The following is a 15,913-nucleotide window of genomic DNA, read 5'->3' as shown; positions in this document are numbered from 1 at the left end:
GTGCGCTCAGCAGGGTTCAATCAGGTCGAGCCGGCACAGCGAGGTGAGCAGGTCGGTCAGTTCCGGTACCGCCAGCTCTTCCGGTGTCATCTCGGCATTGCGCAGCGCCAGCAAAAGACTCATAGCCTCGTCCGCCAGCAGATGGGTATCGCCGGAGAGATCGTTGTACAGAACAAAGGCGCCATCCCAGCCGCGATGCAGCAAGGTCTGGCCGGGAACGAGTCGCCACGACGAAGCCATCAGTACATGGTGCCCTGCAGGTATTCGACAATCTTCCTGCCATCCCACCGCACGCCGGCCGTTGGCGTGTAGTAGCCCTTGGTTTGGTATTCAAGCCAAATGCGCTGCAGCATGGGGACGGTTTGAAACGACGACAAGCCTGCCTGCACGTTCAGGTAGCAGGCAATCAGGTGCCGGCCGATACCGTTTCGATCCCAAGTCTTCGGTTCGAGAATGGCAGACTGGCTGGTGGCGCCATAGGTTTTCGCGTTCAGGCTATTGCAACTGAATAAACGGGTATATGGCTGATTCTTGTCGCACCCGCGGGGCCAGCTGTGTGTTTTCCAGTAGCCGGGCGAACGGCCCGCACAAGTGGGCGGCGGCCCACGGAAGCTTTGCAATCCGCCGGAGAGCGAGCCGGACGGTGTGGTACATACTTCGACAGCCATCCCAGGCTGGCTGTGCAGTGTAAGCAGTACGCCGGAGGCAGCAACGCCAGCGCGGGTGAAACGGCGCCGCGCTGCGCCTTCGGACGACAATTCTGCCGTGCCGGGAGCTGATTCGCCATGCTGTTGTTCGGTGGCCACGTCGGTTTCCTTCTGGGTGGTCGGACATTCGGGTAGATATTGCAAATATAGTAAGCAATTATCATTCCTGGGTCGCGCGTTCCATGTACAGACTTTTTAAATCAATGACTTAAAGCAAAAAAATCAAGATTCCTATTGATCTGGCGCAGACGCTGTAAAGATTTTCGACAAGTAGACTTAGAAGAAACTTTCCGGAATCACGAGGATGTCCCCTGGACGCATCGAAACGTTTGCCGAGATGTCGCCTTCCTTGATCAGGTCGTTCAAGCGCACACGGTATTGTTGTTGCTTTCCTTCGACGTTACGAATGATCGTGGCCTTGTTCCCCGCTGCAAACTCGGTGACGCCGCCGACGGCGATCAGCACGTCCATCAGGGACATGTCGCGCCGGTACGGCAATGCTTGCGGCCGCGCGGCTTGCCCGATCACGCGGATCTGCTCCCCGTATGTACCCGTGAAGCCGGTGACGATGACGGTAACGACCGGTTGCTGTATGTACTTGGCAAGGGCCTTTTCGATATCGCGTGCGAGTGCCGTGGAGGTCTTGCCGCTGGCTTCGAGATCTTCGACCAGGGGAGTCGTGATCTTGCCGTCAGGCCGCACCGGCACGCTTTGCGATACTTCCGGATTGCGCCACACAATGATGCTGACGTTATCGCCTGGCCCGATCAGGTAATCCGGGGCTGGCGCCGGTCCGGCATCCACCATCGTATTCCCTGAACTGGCGCAACCGCCCAGGGCACCCAGCATGATTGCGCCTGCTGCCAGCCATTTGAACAGCGTTTGGTATTTCACGGGACTCTCCAGTCTGGTCATTACGAGCCGTGCAAGGTACATGGTGGTATGTGCCGCAGGGCCTGCGCCACCCATTGCATATTACGTGCTCGTAACTTTCATTGTGTAAATTTAGTGTTGCTTATTTTATACGAGAGATGGTAGCGGTCGTGCAAATTTTTACTTCCCAGCAGCCTTTTCCTGCAACAATTCCCGAACGTAGCGCACAGGGATCGCATAGGAGATGCCGCTCGGCTGGCTGATGGCATTTTCTTTTTGGTTCTTGAGAAACGTCATGTTCAACACGCCATGAACAATCCCGCTGTCGGGATCGTAGACCGGACTACCGCTATTCCCTGGATAGGCAGTGCCATCCAGTTGCAGGATCTGGAACGGACGACGTTGCAGCTGGCTGATCGCACGCGAATCAAGCCTGCGGGAACTCAAGGATGGCAACACGATTGGCGTTATGGCTGACAACATTGCCCGATGAGTGACGGGTGTCAGGCCCAGATTCATGCCGAGTGGAAACCCGGTAAACGCCAGGGACTGACCTTCGGTGACGTTGCCGCTGTTGTCCAGTCGCAGGGGAGGAAGCGGCGTACCCGTCAGCCGCAAGTGAGCAAGGTCGTGCTCGCGGTCGATTGCGGCAACCGTTGCAGGACGAAAGTCGAGCTTTTCGCCTGCGCCGATGACAATGCCCAACGTTTCCATTTTTTCTACGTCCAGATTGGGCAATGCATGGGCATTGGTAACGATGGACAGACCATCGCCAACGGCAAACCCGGTAGCGACAAATACGATCGCCGGGCTGCGAGTGCGTAGCAGCGTACCGATCCCGACTACCGATGGCTTGATGGTGGGAATTGTTTCTTTTAGTTCAGCGTAGGCGGGCGATACGAACGCAAGCATGGCCGCGAGAAAGCCGATCAAGGCACGGCACATTAGTCGGGATCCGGAGTTCATCTGTCGAGGATAGCAGAAAAGCATGAACTTTCAGTGACATAACTAGTTGCAAAAACAAAACTTTTTTTACGTTTTGTCAGCGGTTTGCAACGATCGATCGGATGTCATGTTGGAAAGAAAAATTAATATCAACAGGCAATGATTTCTGCGGTATGATAGTGTAATTGATGTAATTTAAGCAATATTCAGGGCATCCTGCAGGTTGGGTTCAAGTGGCGCAACATCCTGAATGGCTTAGCTGAAAGCGAGTTAACGATGGCAGAAATGATGGCCCTGCTTTTGAGCTTCCTCAAAGCAATTGGCAAGTACCGCTGGTATGCAGTGGCGATCACGTGGCTGGTTGCAGTTGTCGGGTGGACCGTTGTGTTCAAGCTGCCGAATGATTATCAAGCATCGGCGCGTGTCTACGTAGACACGCAAAGTATCCTGAAACCGTTGCTCGCTAGTATGACCACACTGCCGAATACCGAACAGCAAGTGATGTTCATGCGCCGCACACTGATCAGCCGACCAAACGTCGAGCGTGTGTTACGGATGGTCGATCTCGACATCACGGCCAAGACACCGCAGGAACACGAAAAGATCGTTGACGAGCTGATGAATCAGATCAAGATCATCGGTACCGAGCGTGACGACATCTACACGATCTCCTATAACAACCCCAATCCGAAGCTGGGCAAGGACGTGGTGCAATCACTGCTGACGATCTTTGTTGAAGGCAGTTTCGGTGGCAAGAAACAAGAATCGGAAAAAGCGATCCAGTTCATCGATGACCAGATCAAGATGTACGAGGAAAAGCTGGCTACCGGTGAAAACGCGCTGAAGGAATTCAAGATTCGGCACATGGGTCTGCTGCCGCGCCAGGGTGGCGACTATGCTTCCGCATATGGCGACCTGAGCGAAAAAATCAGCCAGGCCCGGCTGGAACTGCTGGAGGCGGAACAGGCACGCAACGCCATCAAGCGCCAGATGGCTGGCGAAGACATGGCACCGGTCACCGATACGACTGAACGAGAGATCGTGAATCCGGAGATCGATGGCCGTATCTCGGTAGTGGAAAAGAACCTCGACCAGCTGCGTCTGCAGTTCACCGAGGAACATCCGGATATCGTGGCGGCCAAGCGCTTGATTGTCCAGCTTGAGCAACGCAAGAAGGAAGAAGCCAAGAAGATCCGCGCAGTCGATCCAGGCGCCAGCTACAGCCCGATGCTGCAGCAAATGAACGTCCAGCTGTCGGTCGAGGAAGCACGCATCGCATCCCTGAAGGCACGGGTGGGTGAATACTCGGCACGCCTGGCGCAGATGCGATCCATGAGTACGCAGGCGCCGGAAGTGGAAGCCCAGCTGGCGCAACTGAACCGTGACTACGCGGTGAACAAGGATAACTACGAAAAGCTGGTGCAACGCCGCGAATCTGCCAAGCTGTCGGGCGACCTTTCGTCGGTCACCGATATGTTGACCTTCCGAGTTGTCGATCCACCGTCGGTGCCCAGTGCGCCAGCTGGACCAAACCGGCCGCGCCTGTACTCGCTCGTATTCCTGGGCGCACTGGTCGCTGGCCTCGGCACCGCGCTGCTGCTGAGCCAGATCCGGCCGACCTTCCTCAGCCAGACCAATTTGCGCGAAGTTACGGGCTTGCCGATCCTGGGCAGTATCGGCATGAACTGGACCGACCAGCAGAAGGTTCGCCGCCGCCGCCGCCTGTATGCCTTCGCCGCCGCGGTTGCTTCGCTGTTTACGGCCTATGGCGGAGTACTGGCCTTCACCCTTTTCCGGCAAGCCTGAGCCGGGGAAAGCACAGGTTACAACGTGAGCATCATTGAAAAAGCCGCGAACCGTATCGGCAAACCCGTAGCGCCGGCAGTTCCGCTGGCCCACGTGCGTACGCAGATGGCGCCGCCCGCACCTGAGCTGTTGACCGACAGCCAGAACGTTGCAGTAGCCGACCTGCCAGAAGTCGAGGCGCCGCCACAGGGACCCGCGGTCGCGCTGTCAAACGCCGAGCCAGCGGCACCAGAACCTTTGCCCCGCCCGACCCGCATGATCGAACTGGACCTGGCCCGGATGAACGAGGTAGGGCTCGTCACGGCAGCCGGCGGCCGTACCAATCTGGTCGAGGATTTTCGTATCATCAAGCGGCCATTGATCAAGCGCGCATTCGCCGCACGCAAGCCCAATGCCAACCCGGGCAACCTCATCATGATTACCAGCTCGTTGCCGGGCGAGGGCAAGACGTTTACGTCGATCAACCTGGCGATGAGTATCGCGATGGAGCTTGATCACACCGTGCTGCTTGTCGATGCCGACGTGGCCCGTCCTTCCGTACTGCGCACGCTGGGACTACCGGCCCAGCGCGGCCTGATGGATATCCTGCTGGACGATCATCTCGACATGTCCGACGTAATGCTGCGCACCAACGTCAATACACTGTCGATTCTGCCGGCAGGGACCTCGAATCCACGTGCTACCGAATTACTGGCCAGCCAGGCGATGAAGTCGCTGGTGCATGAGATCGCCAATCGGTATCCGGACCGGATCGTGATCTTCGATTCGCCGCCGCTGCTGCTGACGAGCGAAGCGCACGTACTCGCCAGTCACATGGGCCAGATCGTGGTTGTTGTCGAGTCGGAGAAAACAACGCAGCACGCGGTCAAGGAAGCGCTGCACCAGCTCGAAGGCTGCAGCAATGTCAACCTCGTATACAACAAGTCGCGCGAGCTGAACACGTCGAGCAAGTACGACTATCACTATGGCTAAACGTCGTACCCGCTGTGCCGTGCTGGGCTCGGCGATGCTGCTTGCGCTGCTGCCCTCGGCAGTGCGCGCGGCATGGCAGATCAAACCAAGCGTTGAATTGCGCGAAACGTGGTCGGACAATCCGCAACTGCGCAACGACGACGAAAAGCAGAGTCAGTTCATCACTTCCGTATCGCCTGGGGTCACGATCGCAAACGAGACGCCACGGCTCCAGGTGGCAGCGTCATATCGCCTGAATGCATTCGCATATTCAAACAAGCGCGCAACGGGAAACGATCGCCTCAACAGTAACCTGAACGCTACCGCGAAAGGCGACCTGATCCGGGATTTCCTGTTTTTTGACGCGACAGCCGGCATCACGCAGGCGCAGGTCTCGGCGTTCGGCCCCGTCAATAACAATGCGTATTCCGATACCAATCGGACCGAGGTGCGCTCCTACCGCGTGTCGCCATTCATCGTGCATCAGTTCGGTGGCTTTGCCACGACCCAGCTGCGCTACACGCACGACCTGGTCTCCAGCGACCTGGTTGGTTTCGGCCGGAGCACCTCGGACGTGATCGATCTGTCGCTTAACAGCGGGCCGACGTTCAAGACGCTCGGCTGGGGCCTGCAGCTGAATCGTGAAAGCCTGGAGGACGGCATTGCGCCGAAATCGATCAACAGCACTGCGCTGGCGTCGCTGCGTTACTCGCTCAACCGGCAATTCAGCCTGACGGCAACGGGCGGCTACGACAGGTTTGATTACGAAGGCATGGGCGAAGGGACCAAAGGCGCTTCCTGGTCACTGGGCTTCGGCTACGAACCCAGCTTACGGACCAGCGTACGCATGTCGGCTGGCCGCCGCTACTATGGCAACAGTTACTTCCTGTCGGCGACCCACCGCAGCCGCAACACCGTATGGAGCGTCAATTACAGCGATGACGTATCGACCAGTCGTGGCAACTTCGTGCTGCCTTCGTCCGTCGATACGGCTGCCATGCTGAGCCAGATGTACCAGGCGAATTTTCCCGACCCGGTGCAACGCGCCGCGTTCGTCGAAGCGTATATCCGCGCCTTGGGGCTGCCGCGCTCGTTGCCGAATGCGGTCAACTACTTCAGTAACCGCTACACGCTGCAGCGGCAGTTCAACGCGTCGGTGGCCATGCGCTCGGCGCGCACCACCACCATGATCATGCTGTTCAAGATGCGCCGTGAGGCACTTTCCCTGGTGCAGTACGATAGCGCGCTGCTGGGCAGCAGCCAGCAAAACCTGAACGACAACACCGATCAAACGGGCTTGTCGCTGAACGTCGGCTACAAACTCAGTGCCCGCACCAGTGCCGCGTTGACTGCCAGCACGAGCCGAAGCGAATCGCTCAGCGGCAACCTCAGCGAGAACACCCGGCAGTTCCGGCTGTCCATGATACACAGCTTCGAGCCTCGCTTGAATGGCAGTCTGGAAGTGCGCCGTAGCTCTGGCGGGCTGGCATTGCAGAACAGCTCCTATGCGGAGAACGCGGTGTCGGCCTCCCTTTCGATGAATTTCTGACCGATCGAGACCTTTCCATGTACGAGAGTTACTACGGGCTCACCGACAAGCCCTTCCGCTTGCGCCCGGACCCCCATTTCTTTTTCGGCAGCAAGGGGCACAAGCGCGCGATGGCTTACCTGGAATACGGTTTGGCACAGGGCGAAGGATTCATTGTGATTACTGGCGAAGTCGGCGCAGGCAAGACCACGCTGGTGCGCAACCTGTTGCGCCAGATCGAATCGGATCGCATCGTGGCCGCGCACATCGTCAATACCCACGTCAACGCCGACGATATCCTGCGCGGCGTGGTGGCAGCGTTCGGCTTGCCGTTCGAGGACAGCGCCAGCAAGACCACGCTGCTGTCCCGCCTGGAGAGCTTCCTGCGCGGCTGCGACCAGGCCGGCAAGCGGGCACTGCTGGTCGTTGATGAAGCGCAGAACCTGACGCCCCGCGTGGTGGAAGAATTGCGTATGCTGTCGAACTTTCAGTCCGACGATAAGCCATTGCTGCAGACGTTCCTGCTGGGCCAGCCAGAGTTCCGTGCAACGCTGCATAACCCCGGCATGCAGCAACTGCGCCAGCGCGTCATCGCGACCTATCACCTGGGACCGATGGATGAGCTGGAAACCCAGGCTTATATCGAGCACCGCTTGCTCACCGTCGGCTGGAAAGGCGATCCTTCCTTCACGCCGGCGGCCTTTGCGGCCATTTACGAATTCACAGGAGGCATACCGCGCAAGACCAACCACTTGTGCGACCGCCTGTTGCTGATGGGCTTCCTGGAAGAGATGCATGCCTTCACCGACGCCGATGTCGACACTGTGATTCGCGACATCCAGCAGGAATTCGAGCCTCCCGCAGGGACACAGCCAGGTGCAGCAGCAATGGCAGGCTCGGTTGGACTCGATACGGAAGGCGCCGTATTCGCGAACCAGTACCCGGCCGTGCTGGACGAGCGGATGTTGCGGCTGGAACGATCGATGGGCTCAGTCCTGTCGATCCTGAAGCGGATCGTCAGTACGCCGGCCGGCGTCAATCAAGCCTTGGATGAATGAACATGACCGATTGCGAAAAAAACCATCGTATCGCGTGCCTTGTTGACGCCTGTTCGTACATCGCCGCATTCGTCGCTGGCTGGCAGGAAAAACGCCAGGAGCTACCATGAACGCGCCCGTACGCCAATTACACGCGCCCGCGCCTGACGCTGCTGCACTGCGCAATGCGATGACGATCGATGTCGAGGACTACTTCCAGGTGTCCGCGTTCGCCGACCATATTGCGCGCGACAGTTGGCCAACGCGGGAGTGCCGCGTTGAAGCCAACATCGAGCGTATCCTCGCGATTCTGGAAGAGGGCGGCGCTCGAGGAACATTTTTCACCCTTGGCTGGATTGCCGAGCGCTATCCCGCGATGGTGCGACGCATCGTCGCCGGTGGCCACGAACTGGCCAGCCATGGCTATGGGCATCTGCGCGCATCGGACCAGACGCGCGAACAGTTCCTGGACGACGTGGCCCGCAGCAAAGCCATCCTGGAAGACATTGGTGGCGTCCCGGTGCAGGGCTACCGCGCACCCAGCTTCTCCATCGGTCCCGCCAACCTGTGGGCGCTCGAAGTATTACAGGAAGCCGGTTACCGCTACAGTTCGTCGATCTACCCGATCGCGCACGATCACTACGGCATGCCCGACGCACCCCGGTTCGCTTTCTACCCGAATGGCGTGGATGGTTTGCTGGAAGTACCGATCACCACCGTGCGCCTGATGGAGCGTAACCTGCCCGCCGGTGGCGGTGGTTATTTCCGTTTGTTACCGTATGCGCTGTCGCGCCGCCTGATGCGTCGTGTCAACCACAAGGACGGACAGCCGGCGATCTTTTATTTTCACCCGTGGGAGATCGATCCGGGCCAGCCACGCATTGGCGGCGTCGGGGCCAAGAGCCGCTTCAGACACTACGTCAATCTGGAGCGGATGGACCGCCGGATCCGCGCGTTGACGCGTGATTTCAAATGGGACCGCATGGATCGCATCTTCCTGGAGCGTGCATGAGCGCCATCATCGAACAGGCCATGCAGCGTGCGCAAGCAGGTACCGCCGGCCCCGCTGAACCAGCCGCGCCGCAGACGATCGAACCAGTCGCGCAATCCGCTCCGCTGTCCGTGCGCCTGCTGCGCGAAGATGGTGCCGACCGCGCGCGCTGGGATGCGTTTGTACAAGCCTGTCCGGAAGCCACGTTCTTTCATCGCGCTGGTTGGCAGCGTGTGATCGAGGAAGCATTTGGCCATCGCACCTGGTTCCTCCTGGCCGAGCGTGACGGCCAGATCGAAGGTGTGCTGCCGCTGGCCCAGATCAAGAGCCGCCTGTTCGGCCACTCGTTGATCGCGCTGCCGTTTTGCGTCTACGGCGGCGTGGCCGCAGGCACCGGCGAGGCGCGCACCGCACTCGACACCGAGGCACTTCAGCTCGCGAGATCATTGAATGTGGGTCACCTCGAATACCGCAACTATGCACCTGCTCATCCAAACGATCCAGCCTGGCTGGGCAAGGACCTGTATGTCACGTTCCGTAAAGAGATCAGTGGCGACGATGAAGCCAACATGAACGCCATTCCGCGCAAGCAGCGCGCGATGGTCCGCAAGGGCATCAAGCTGGGCTTGACGGGCGAGGTCGATGAGCACGTCGATCGATTCTTTACGGCGTATGCGAGCAGCGTGCATCGCCTGGGAACCCCGGTGTTCTCGAAAAAATATTTCCGGTTGCTGAAGGAAGAATTTTGTGACGATTGCGAGGTGCGCGTCATCGTCCAAGGCGAAGGTACGGAGAAGCGCCTGATCGCCGCGGTGCTGAGCTTCTTCTTCCGTGACGAGGTATTGCCGTACTACGGTGGCGGCATGCCGGTCGCACGCGATGTCGCGGGAAACGACTTCATGTATTGGAACCTGATGCAGGCCTCCGCCGCAAAGGGTTATCGCCTATTCGATTTTGGCCGCAGCAAGCGTGGCACCGGTGCGTATGACTTCAAGAAGAACTGGGGCTTCGTAGCCCAGCCGTTGCCTTATGAGTACCGGCTTATCGTCTCTCAAGACTTGCCCGATGTAAATCCGCTGAACCCAAAGTATCGACTGTTCATCAAGCTGTGGCAGAAACTGCCACTGCCGCTGGCCAATGCGCTGGGCCCGTACATCGTCAAAGATCTGGGGTAACACCGTGGAAGACCTGCTGTTGCTGGTGCATCGCATCCCCTATCCGCCGAATAAGGGGGACAAGATCCGCTCGTGGCACCTGCTGCGGCATCTTGCTGCGCGCTACCGGGTGCACTTGGCTACCTTCGTCGACGACCCGGACGACTGGCAATACGTGGCGAACGTGCGCCAGTTGTGTGCCTCGAGCCATTTCGCGCCGCTGAACCCTACCCGCGCACGACTGCGCAGTCTGCGCGCATTGTTGGCTAATCGCGCGCTTTCCCTCGACTATTACAGCGACCGGTCCACCCGCACCTGGGTGCAACGCACGATGCGCGATGCCGGCATCGAACGCGTCGTGGTGTTCTCGTCGCCGATGGCGCAATACATGCATGACGTGCCCGGCGTGCGCCGGGTCGTCGACCTGTGCGATGTCGATTCCGAGAAATGGCGTGCCTACGCTGACAAGAAATCATGGCCAGCCAGCCTGCTGTACGGTTACGAGGCGAACCGCCTGCTGCGTTACGAGCGCGAGGTGGCGGCAAACAGCGATGCGGCTTTGTTCGTCTCAGCCCCCGAGGCAGCACTGTTCCGCACCCTGGCACCGGAAAGCGCAAGCCGCATTGGCTGGTTTGGCAACGGTGTCGATACCGTCTATTTTTCGCCGGATGCCGTCCATGCAAACCCCTATCCATCCGGAGAAAACGCCCTGGTCTTCTGTGGTGCGATGGATTACTGGCCAAACGTAGACGCCGTTCAATGGTTTGCGCATGAAGTCCTGCCGCTGCTACGTGCCCGCATGCCGCACACGTCGTTTTTCATCGTCGGCGCACGGCCTGCACCGGAAGTGCAGGCGCTGGCGAACCTGCCTGGCGTGACCGTCACCGGTACCGTGCCTGACGTGCGGCCGTATGTCGCCCACGCTGCGCTGTCGGTGGCGCCATTGCGCGTGGCGCGGGGCATCCAGAACAAGGTGCTGGAGGCAATGTCGATGGGGAAAGCCGTCGTTGTCAGTCCGCAGGCCCTGGAAGGTATCGATGCCGCAGCAGGCAGCGAGGTCCTGCTCGCCGAGCATGCCACCGATGTGGCGAACACGATTGTTGCCGCGCTGTCAGACGGTGTGCTGCGGGCCGCACTCGGCCGCGCCGCCCGCGCCCGCATCGAGGCTTCGTATGGCTGGGATGCCAGGCTGGCACCGCTCGATGCGTTGCTGGAAGCACCCCGGCAGCCTGCCGGTACCACGCACCTTCAGGCCGCCGTTCCTTCACCGACATGGAACCAGGCATGAATACCATTACCGTCACCGAAGAAGCCAGGCTGGCCACTGCGCGACCCGTGAAGGATGCGCCGCCCACGGCGCAATGGTGGATCGCCGGTTTGGCCGTGCTGCTGCCACTGCTCGCCTATCTCGACACGGCAGCGTCGATCGTGTCGATTTGGGAACGCTCCGAAACCTTCGCGCACGGCTTCGTGATCGTGCCGATTACCCTGTGGCTGGTTTGGCGGCGACGTGCGCAATTGGCCTTGCTACCGGTGCGACCGTGCTGGCCTGCGCTGGCCGCACTGCTGCTGTGCGGTGCCGGCTGGCTGCTGGCGGTGCTGGGTGAGGTGCTGGTGGTGCGCCAGTATGCATTTGCCTTGATGATCCCGCTGGCGGTGCTGGCCGTCTATGGCAAGGCTATCGCCCGCGCGCTGACGTTCCCGCTGGCATTCCTGCTGTTCGGCGTGCCGGTTGGCGAAGGATTGATCGAACCGCTGATCGGCATAACGGCCAATTTCACGGTCGACGCCTTGCGCCTGACGGGCATTCCTGTGCTACGCGAAGGGAATAACTTCAGCATCCCGAGCGGCAACTGGTCGGTCGTCGAAGCCTGCAGTGGCCTGCGCTATCTCATTTCGTCGGTCACATTGGGTTGCCTGTACGCGTACCTGACGTACCAGTCGACGTGGCGTCGCCTGCTATTCGTCGTCGTCGCCCTGGCGCTGCCGGTGCTGGCCAATGGACTGCGTGCCTACATGATCGTGATGATCGGCCACAGCAGCAACATGACGCTGGCCGTCGGCGTCGACCACCTGATCTATGGCTGGGCATTCTTTGGCCTGGTCATGCTGCTGTTGTTCTGGCTCGGCAGTTTCTGGCGCGAGGATGCGGCCGCTGTAGCCGTTTCGGCAGAAACCATGCAGCGACTTCCGTCGGTGTCGCCAGGGCGTGTGGGCGTGGCAGTGCTGGCCGTTGCCGCTTGTATCGGTGTGTGGCCGGCCTACGGCTGGTATATCGAACGCGGCAACGCGATGCCGCCAGCGGTCGCGCTGGCATCGTTCGCCGCCAAGGCGCCTGCTGTGCCAGCATTCACTGACTGGGAACCCGACTTTGCACCGGCCAGCGCCAATCTGCGGCGTTTCTACCAGATCGGTAACCAGCCGGTGGGCTTCGTATTGAAGTACTACCGTGATGGCAATGGTGGCAAGCTGATCAGCTCGACCAACAGGCTGACGGCGCAGCGAAGTGGCTGGCATGAGACGGGTGTCGGGATCGGCGCGGAAACCATCGCCGGCCGTTCGTTCGTCATGCGGGAAACCACGCTGATGGGACCTGGCGGTCGCGTCGTCGTTTGGCAGTGGTACGACATCGGTGGCCGTCCGACCACTAGCAACTACGTAGGGAAATTGTTGCAAACGAAACAAAAATTTCTGACTGGCAGTGATGACGGCGCTGTATTGATGCTATTCTCGCCATACGATGAGGATCCTGCGAGCGCGCGCCCGGCGCTGCGCGCTTTCCTGCAAACCCATCTCGCCTCGATCGACGCCGTGCTCGCGGCCAACGCGCGACAGTGAACCCATGAACGACGCACCTCTCATTGTCCATCTGATTTACCGCCTCGACTTTGGCGGCCTGGAAACGCTGCTGGTCGAGCGGATCAACCGGATGCCAGCCAATGCATATCGGCACGCGATTGTCTGCCTGACCGATTACAACCCGGCTTTCGCCAGGAAAATCACCCGCGCCGACGTCACCATCCATGCACTGCACAAGCAGCCTGGTCAATCCCCTGGAACGCATGTGGCACTGTGGCGCCTGCTGCGTGAACTGCGGCCGGCAGTGCTGCATTCGTACAACCTGTCCGCCGTCGAGTATGGTCCGGCCGCGCTGCTTGCCAATGTACCGGTGCGCATCAACGGTGCCCACGGCCGGGATCACGACGATCCACACGGCACCAACCGCAAGCGCAACGCGCTGCGCCGCCTGATGGTGCCGTTCTACGATTGCTGCTATGCAAATTCGGCAGCAATGGAGAACTGGAACCGCGACGTGATCCGCGTTCCCCCACACAAGAGCCGGATGCTCGCGAACGGAATCGATGCCGAGCGCTTCCACCCGCGCACGCTCGATCAACCGGTGCGTCCGCAGGGTTGGCCATTTGAACCGAAGCATGTCGTCATCGGCACCGTCGGCCGCGTGCAAGCGGTGAAGGATCATGCCACCTTGCTGCATGCCTTTGCGCTGCTGCGCGAGCAGCGGCCAGAGCTACCGCTGCGGCTGGCGATCGTCGGCGACGGTCCGCTGCTGGACTCGATCCGCGCCAAGGCCGCCGCGCTCGGACTGCAGGATGCGGTCTGGCTACCGGGAGCACGCACGGACGTAGCACAGATACTGCGCTGCCTGAACGTGTTCGTCATGTCATCGATCGCCGAGGGAACACCCGGTTCCGCGCTCGAAGCGATGGCAAGCGGTTTGCCGGTGGTCGGCACGCGTGTAGGCGGCATACCCGAAGTGGTGGACGATGGCGTCACGGGTAGTCTCGTGCCGCCTGCGGATCCGGGCGCGATGGCGGCGGCACTCGAGCAATACACCGCATTGCCGGAAGTGGCGGCGCGCCACGGCTCCGCGGGCCGCGAAAGGGTGCTCCGCAAATACAGCATGACGGCGATGGTCGCTGCCTACCAAGGCATGTACGACAGCCTGTGCGAACGAAAGATCAAGACAAGAGGGGCGGTGACATCATGTGCGGAATAGTGGGCATACTGGATACGCGGGGCCGGCGCGACATCGACGAAGCGTTGCTGCGACGGATGAACGATACCCAGTTCCACCGGGGGCCCGATGAGGGCGACATCTATCGCGAACCCGGTGTCGGCTTCGGTCACCGCCGTCTTTCCGTCATCGACCTGTCGCTGGGCCAGCAGCCGCTCGGCAACGAAGATGGCAGCGTCATGGTTTGCTACAACGGCGAAATCTACAACTATCGCGAGTTGACGGCCGAGCTGAAGGCACTGGGCCACGTATTCAGGACGAAGAGCGACACCGAGGTGATCGTGCACGCGTGGGAGGAGTGGGGCGAAGCTTGCGTGGAACGGTTTCGCGGCATGTTTGCTTTTGGCCTGTGGGATCGCAATGAGCAATTGATGTTCCTGGCGCGTGACCACATGGGTGTCAAGCCGATGTTTTACACGATGCTGCCGGACGGGCTGTTCGCGTTCAGCTCCGAACTGAAAGCGCTGCGTTCGCTGCCCGGCCTGCCGCGCGAGATCGACCCGTGCGCTGTCGAGGATTATTTCGCCTACGGCTACGTGCCGGAGCCGAAGACGATCTACAAGGGTGCCTTCAAGCTGTCGCCGGGTTTCCGGCTGGTACAGAAGGTCGGTGCGCCGCTGGCCACGCCACAACGGTGGTGGGACGTTCCGTTCAAGTTGCACCATGCAATGACGGAAAGCGACGCGCAGGGCGAGCTGGTGGAACGACTGCGCGATTCGGTGCGCAGCCAGCTGGTGGCCGAAGTGCCGCTGGGGGCTTTCCTGTCGGGAGGCGTCGATTCCAGTGCCGTGGTGGCGATGATGGCGGGCCTCAACAACGCTCCCGTCAACACCTGCTCGATCGGCTTTCGCGATCGGGCGTTCGACGAATCCGCATTCGCGGCGCAGGTGGCGCAGCAGTATCGCACCAACCACCATGTTCAAACGGTCGATACCGACGACTTCGGCCTGCTCGACACCCTGTCCGACCTGTACGACGAGCCATATGCCGACAGTTCGGCCATCCCCACCTATCGCGTGTGCCAGCTGGCGCGCCAGCGAGTAACGGTAGCGCTGTCCGGCGACGGCGGCGACGAAAACCTGGCCGGCTACCGCCGCTACCGCTACACGATGGCGGAAGAACGGGTCAGGGGACGAATCCCGTCGGCATTGCGCCGGCCGCTGTTCGGCACACTGGGCCGCTATTATCCGAAGGCCGACTGGGCACCGCGCGTGTTCCGTGCCAAGAGCACGTTCGAGTCGCTGTCGCGCGACCTGGTGGAAGGCTATTTCCACGGCGTGTCGATCATGACCGATGCGATGCGCGCCCAACTGTTTTCCCACTCGTTCCGCACCGGCCTGCAGGGCTATCGGGCGATCGACGTGATGCGAGGTCACGCGAACAATTCGCCGACCGACGACCCGCTGTCGCTGATCCAGTATCTGGACATGAAAACCTACCTGCCAGGAGACATCCTGACGAAGGTGGACCGCGCCAGCATGGCCCACGCGCTCGAGGTGCGCGTGCCACTGCTGGACCACCAGCTGGTCGAATGGATTTCCGGCCTGCCGTCGGATATGAAGCTGAAAGGCAGCGAAGGGAAGTACATCTTCAAGAAAAGCATGGAAAAGTACCTGCCACACGATATCCTGTACCGTCGCAAGCAGGGCTTTGCGGTGCCGCTGGCAGCCTGGTTCCGTGGCCCGCTGCGCGAACGCGTACGTAGCTCGCTGCTGGGACCGAACCTCGCTGCCACCGGCATGTTCAATACCGCCTTCCTGACCGAGATGGTGGAGCATCACCAGTCCGGCCGCCGCGACTACAGCGCGCCGATCTGGACGCTGTTGATGTTCGAAGCCTTCCTGAGAAAAGAAATGCAGGCATAACATGGGCACCTCCGACATTG

The 15,913-nt window shown here is 60.3% G+C and carries 14 protein-coding genes; 10 read left to right on the top strand and 4 right to left on the bottom strand.

The window, feature by feature from the left end; all coding sequences use genetic code 11:
- Positions 1 to 6: 6 nt before the first annotated feature.
- The 4 genes from FHS02_RS23105 to FHS02_RS23090 all read right to left on the bottom strand — a co-directional run bounded on the left by FHS02_RS23105 (position 7) and on the right by FHS02_RS23090 (position 2,513).
- Positions 7 to 240 (bottom strand): hypothetical protein, encoded by a 234-nt coding sequence (locus FHS02_RS23105; protein ID WP_137315594.1) that lies wholly within the window; start codon positions 238 to 240, stop codon positions 7 to 9.
- Complete coding sequence (locus FHS02_RS23100) at positions 240 to 806, bottom strand: hypothetical protein (RefSeq protein ID WP_137315595.1); 567 nt, start codon at positions 804 to 806, stop codon at positions 240 to 242. The genes FHS02_RS23105 and FHS02_RS23100 overlap by 1 nt, the downstream gene beginning before the upstream one ends.
- A gap of 177 nt (positions 807 to 983) precedes the next feature.
- Entirely contained in the window at positions 984 to 1,622 is a 639-nt protein-coding gene (locus tag FHS02_RS23095; RefSeq protein WP_137315596.1) for an XrtA/PEP-CTERM system exopolysaccharide export protein, read from the bottom strand.
- Positions 1,623 to 1,760: 138 nt separating this feature from the next.
- Positions 1,761 to 2,513 (bottom strand): S1 family peptidase, encoded by a 753-nt coding sequence (locus FHS02_RS23090; RefSeq protein ID WP_229422299.1) that lies wholly within the window; start codon positions 2,511 to 2,513, stop codon positions 1,761 to 1,763.
- Between the two features lie 288 nt (positions 2,514 to 2,801).
- Between FHS02_RS23090 and FHS02_RS23085 the strand changes: the two genes are divergently transcribed.
- The 10 genes from FHS02_RS23085 (at position 2,802) to FHS02_RS23040 (ending at position 15,893) form a co-directional block, all read left to right on the top strand.
- Positions 2,802 to 4,331 (top strand): XrtA system polysaccharide chain length determinant, encoded by a 1,530-nt coding sequence (locus FHS02_RS23085; protein ID WP_137315597.1) that lies wholly within the window; start codon positions 2,802 to 2,804, stop codon positions 4,329 to 4,331.
- A gap of 24 nt (positions 4,332 to 4,355) precedes the next feature.
- Positions 4,356 to 5,303 carry an XrtA-associated tyrosine autokinase gene (locus FHS02_RS23080; RefSeq protein WP_371861427.1) on the top strand — a complete coding sequence of 316 codons (948 nt, stop codon included), beginning with the start codon at positions 4,356 to 4,358 and terminating at the stop codon, positions 5,301 to 5,303.
- Complete coding sequence (locus tag FHS02_RS23075) at positions 5,296 to 6,831, top strand: TIGR03016 family PEP-CTERM system-associated outer membrane protein (protein ID WP_137315598.1); 1,536 nt, start codon at positions 5,296 to 5,298, stop codon at positions 6,829 to 6,831. Before FHS02_RS23080 ends, FHS02_RS23075 begins: the two co-directional genes overlap by 8 nt.
- Before the next feature lie 17 nt (positions 6,832 to 6,848).
- Positions 6,849 to 7,868, top strand: a complete 1,020-nt coding sequence (locus FHS02_RS23070; protein WP_137315599.1) for an XrtA/PEP-CTERM system-associated ATPase — start codon at positions 6,849 to 6,851, stop codon at positions 7,866 to 7,868.
- Between the two features lie 106 nt (positions 7,869 to 7,974).
- The gene (locus FHS02_RS23065; RefSeq protein ID WP_137315600.1) at positions 7,975 to 8,859 is read left to right on the top strand and encodes an XrtA system polysaccharide deacetylase; all 885 of its coding nucleotides are present in this window, start codon (positions 7,975 to 7,977) and stop codon (positions 8,857 to 8,859) included.
- The gene (locus FHS02_RS23060; protein ID WP_137315601.1) at positions 8,856 to 10,013 is read left to right on the top strand and encodes a FemAB family XrtA/PEP-CTERM system-associated protein; all 1,158 of its coding nucleotides are present in this window, start codon (positions 8,856 to 8,858) and stop codon (positions 10,011 to 10,013) included. The genes FHS02_RS23065 and FHS02_RS23060 overlap by 4 nt, the downstream gene beginning before the upstream one ends.
- A 4-nt stretch (positions 10,014 to 10,017) precedes the next feature.
- The gene (locus tag FHS02_RS23055; protein WP_137315602.1) at positions 10,018 to 11,280 is read left to right on the top strand and encodes a TIGR03087 family PEP-CTERM/XrtA system glycosyltransferase; all 1,263 of its coding nucleotides are present in this window, start codon (positions 10,018 to 10,020) and stop codon (positions 11,278 to 11,280) included.
- Positions 11,277 to 12,830, top strand: coding sequence for an exosortase A (xrtA, locus tag FHS02_RS23050; RefSeq protein ID WP_137315603.1), 1,554 nt, complete (start codon positions 11,277 to 11,279; stop codon positions 12,828 to 12,830). The genes FHS02_RS23055 and xrtA overlap by 4 nt, the downstream gene beginning before the upstream one ends.
- Positions 12,733 to 14,010, top strand: coding sequence for a TIGR03088 family PEP-CTERM/XrtA system glycosyltransferase (locus FHS02_RS23045; protein WP_229422300.1), 1,278 nt, complete (start codon positions 12,733 to 12,735; stop codon positions 14,008 to 14,010). Before xrtA ends, FHS02_RS23045 begins: the two co-directional genes overlap by 98 nt.
- Positions 13,998 to 15,893, top strand: coding sequence for an XrtA/PEP-CTERM system amidotransferase (locus tag FHS02_RS23040; protein WP_137315604.1), 1,896 nt, complete (start codon positions 13,998 to 14,000; stop codon positions 15,891 to 15,893). Before FHS02_RS23045 ends, FHS02_RS23040 begins: the two co-directional genes overlap by 13 nt.
- Positions 15,894 to 15,913 lie beyond the last annotated feature (20 nt).

Origin of the sequence: Pseudoduganella umbonata, assembly GCF_014192225.1 — a bacterium.
In the GTDB taxonomy this organism is placed as follows: Bacteria; Pseudomonadota; Gammaproteobacteria; order Burkholderiales; family Burkholderiaceae_D; genus Rugamonas; species Rugamonas umbonata.
This window is presented reverse-complemented; position numbering and strand designations above follow the sequence as displayed.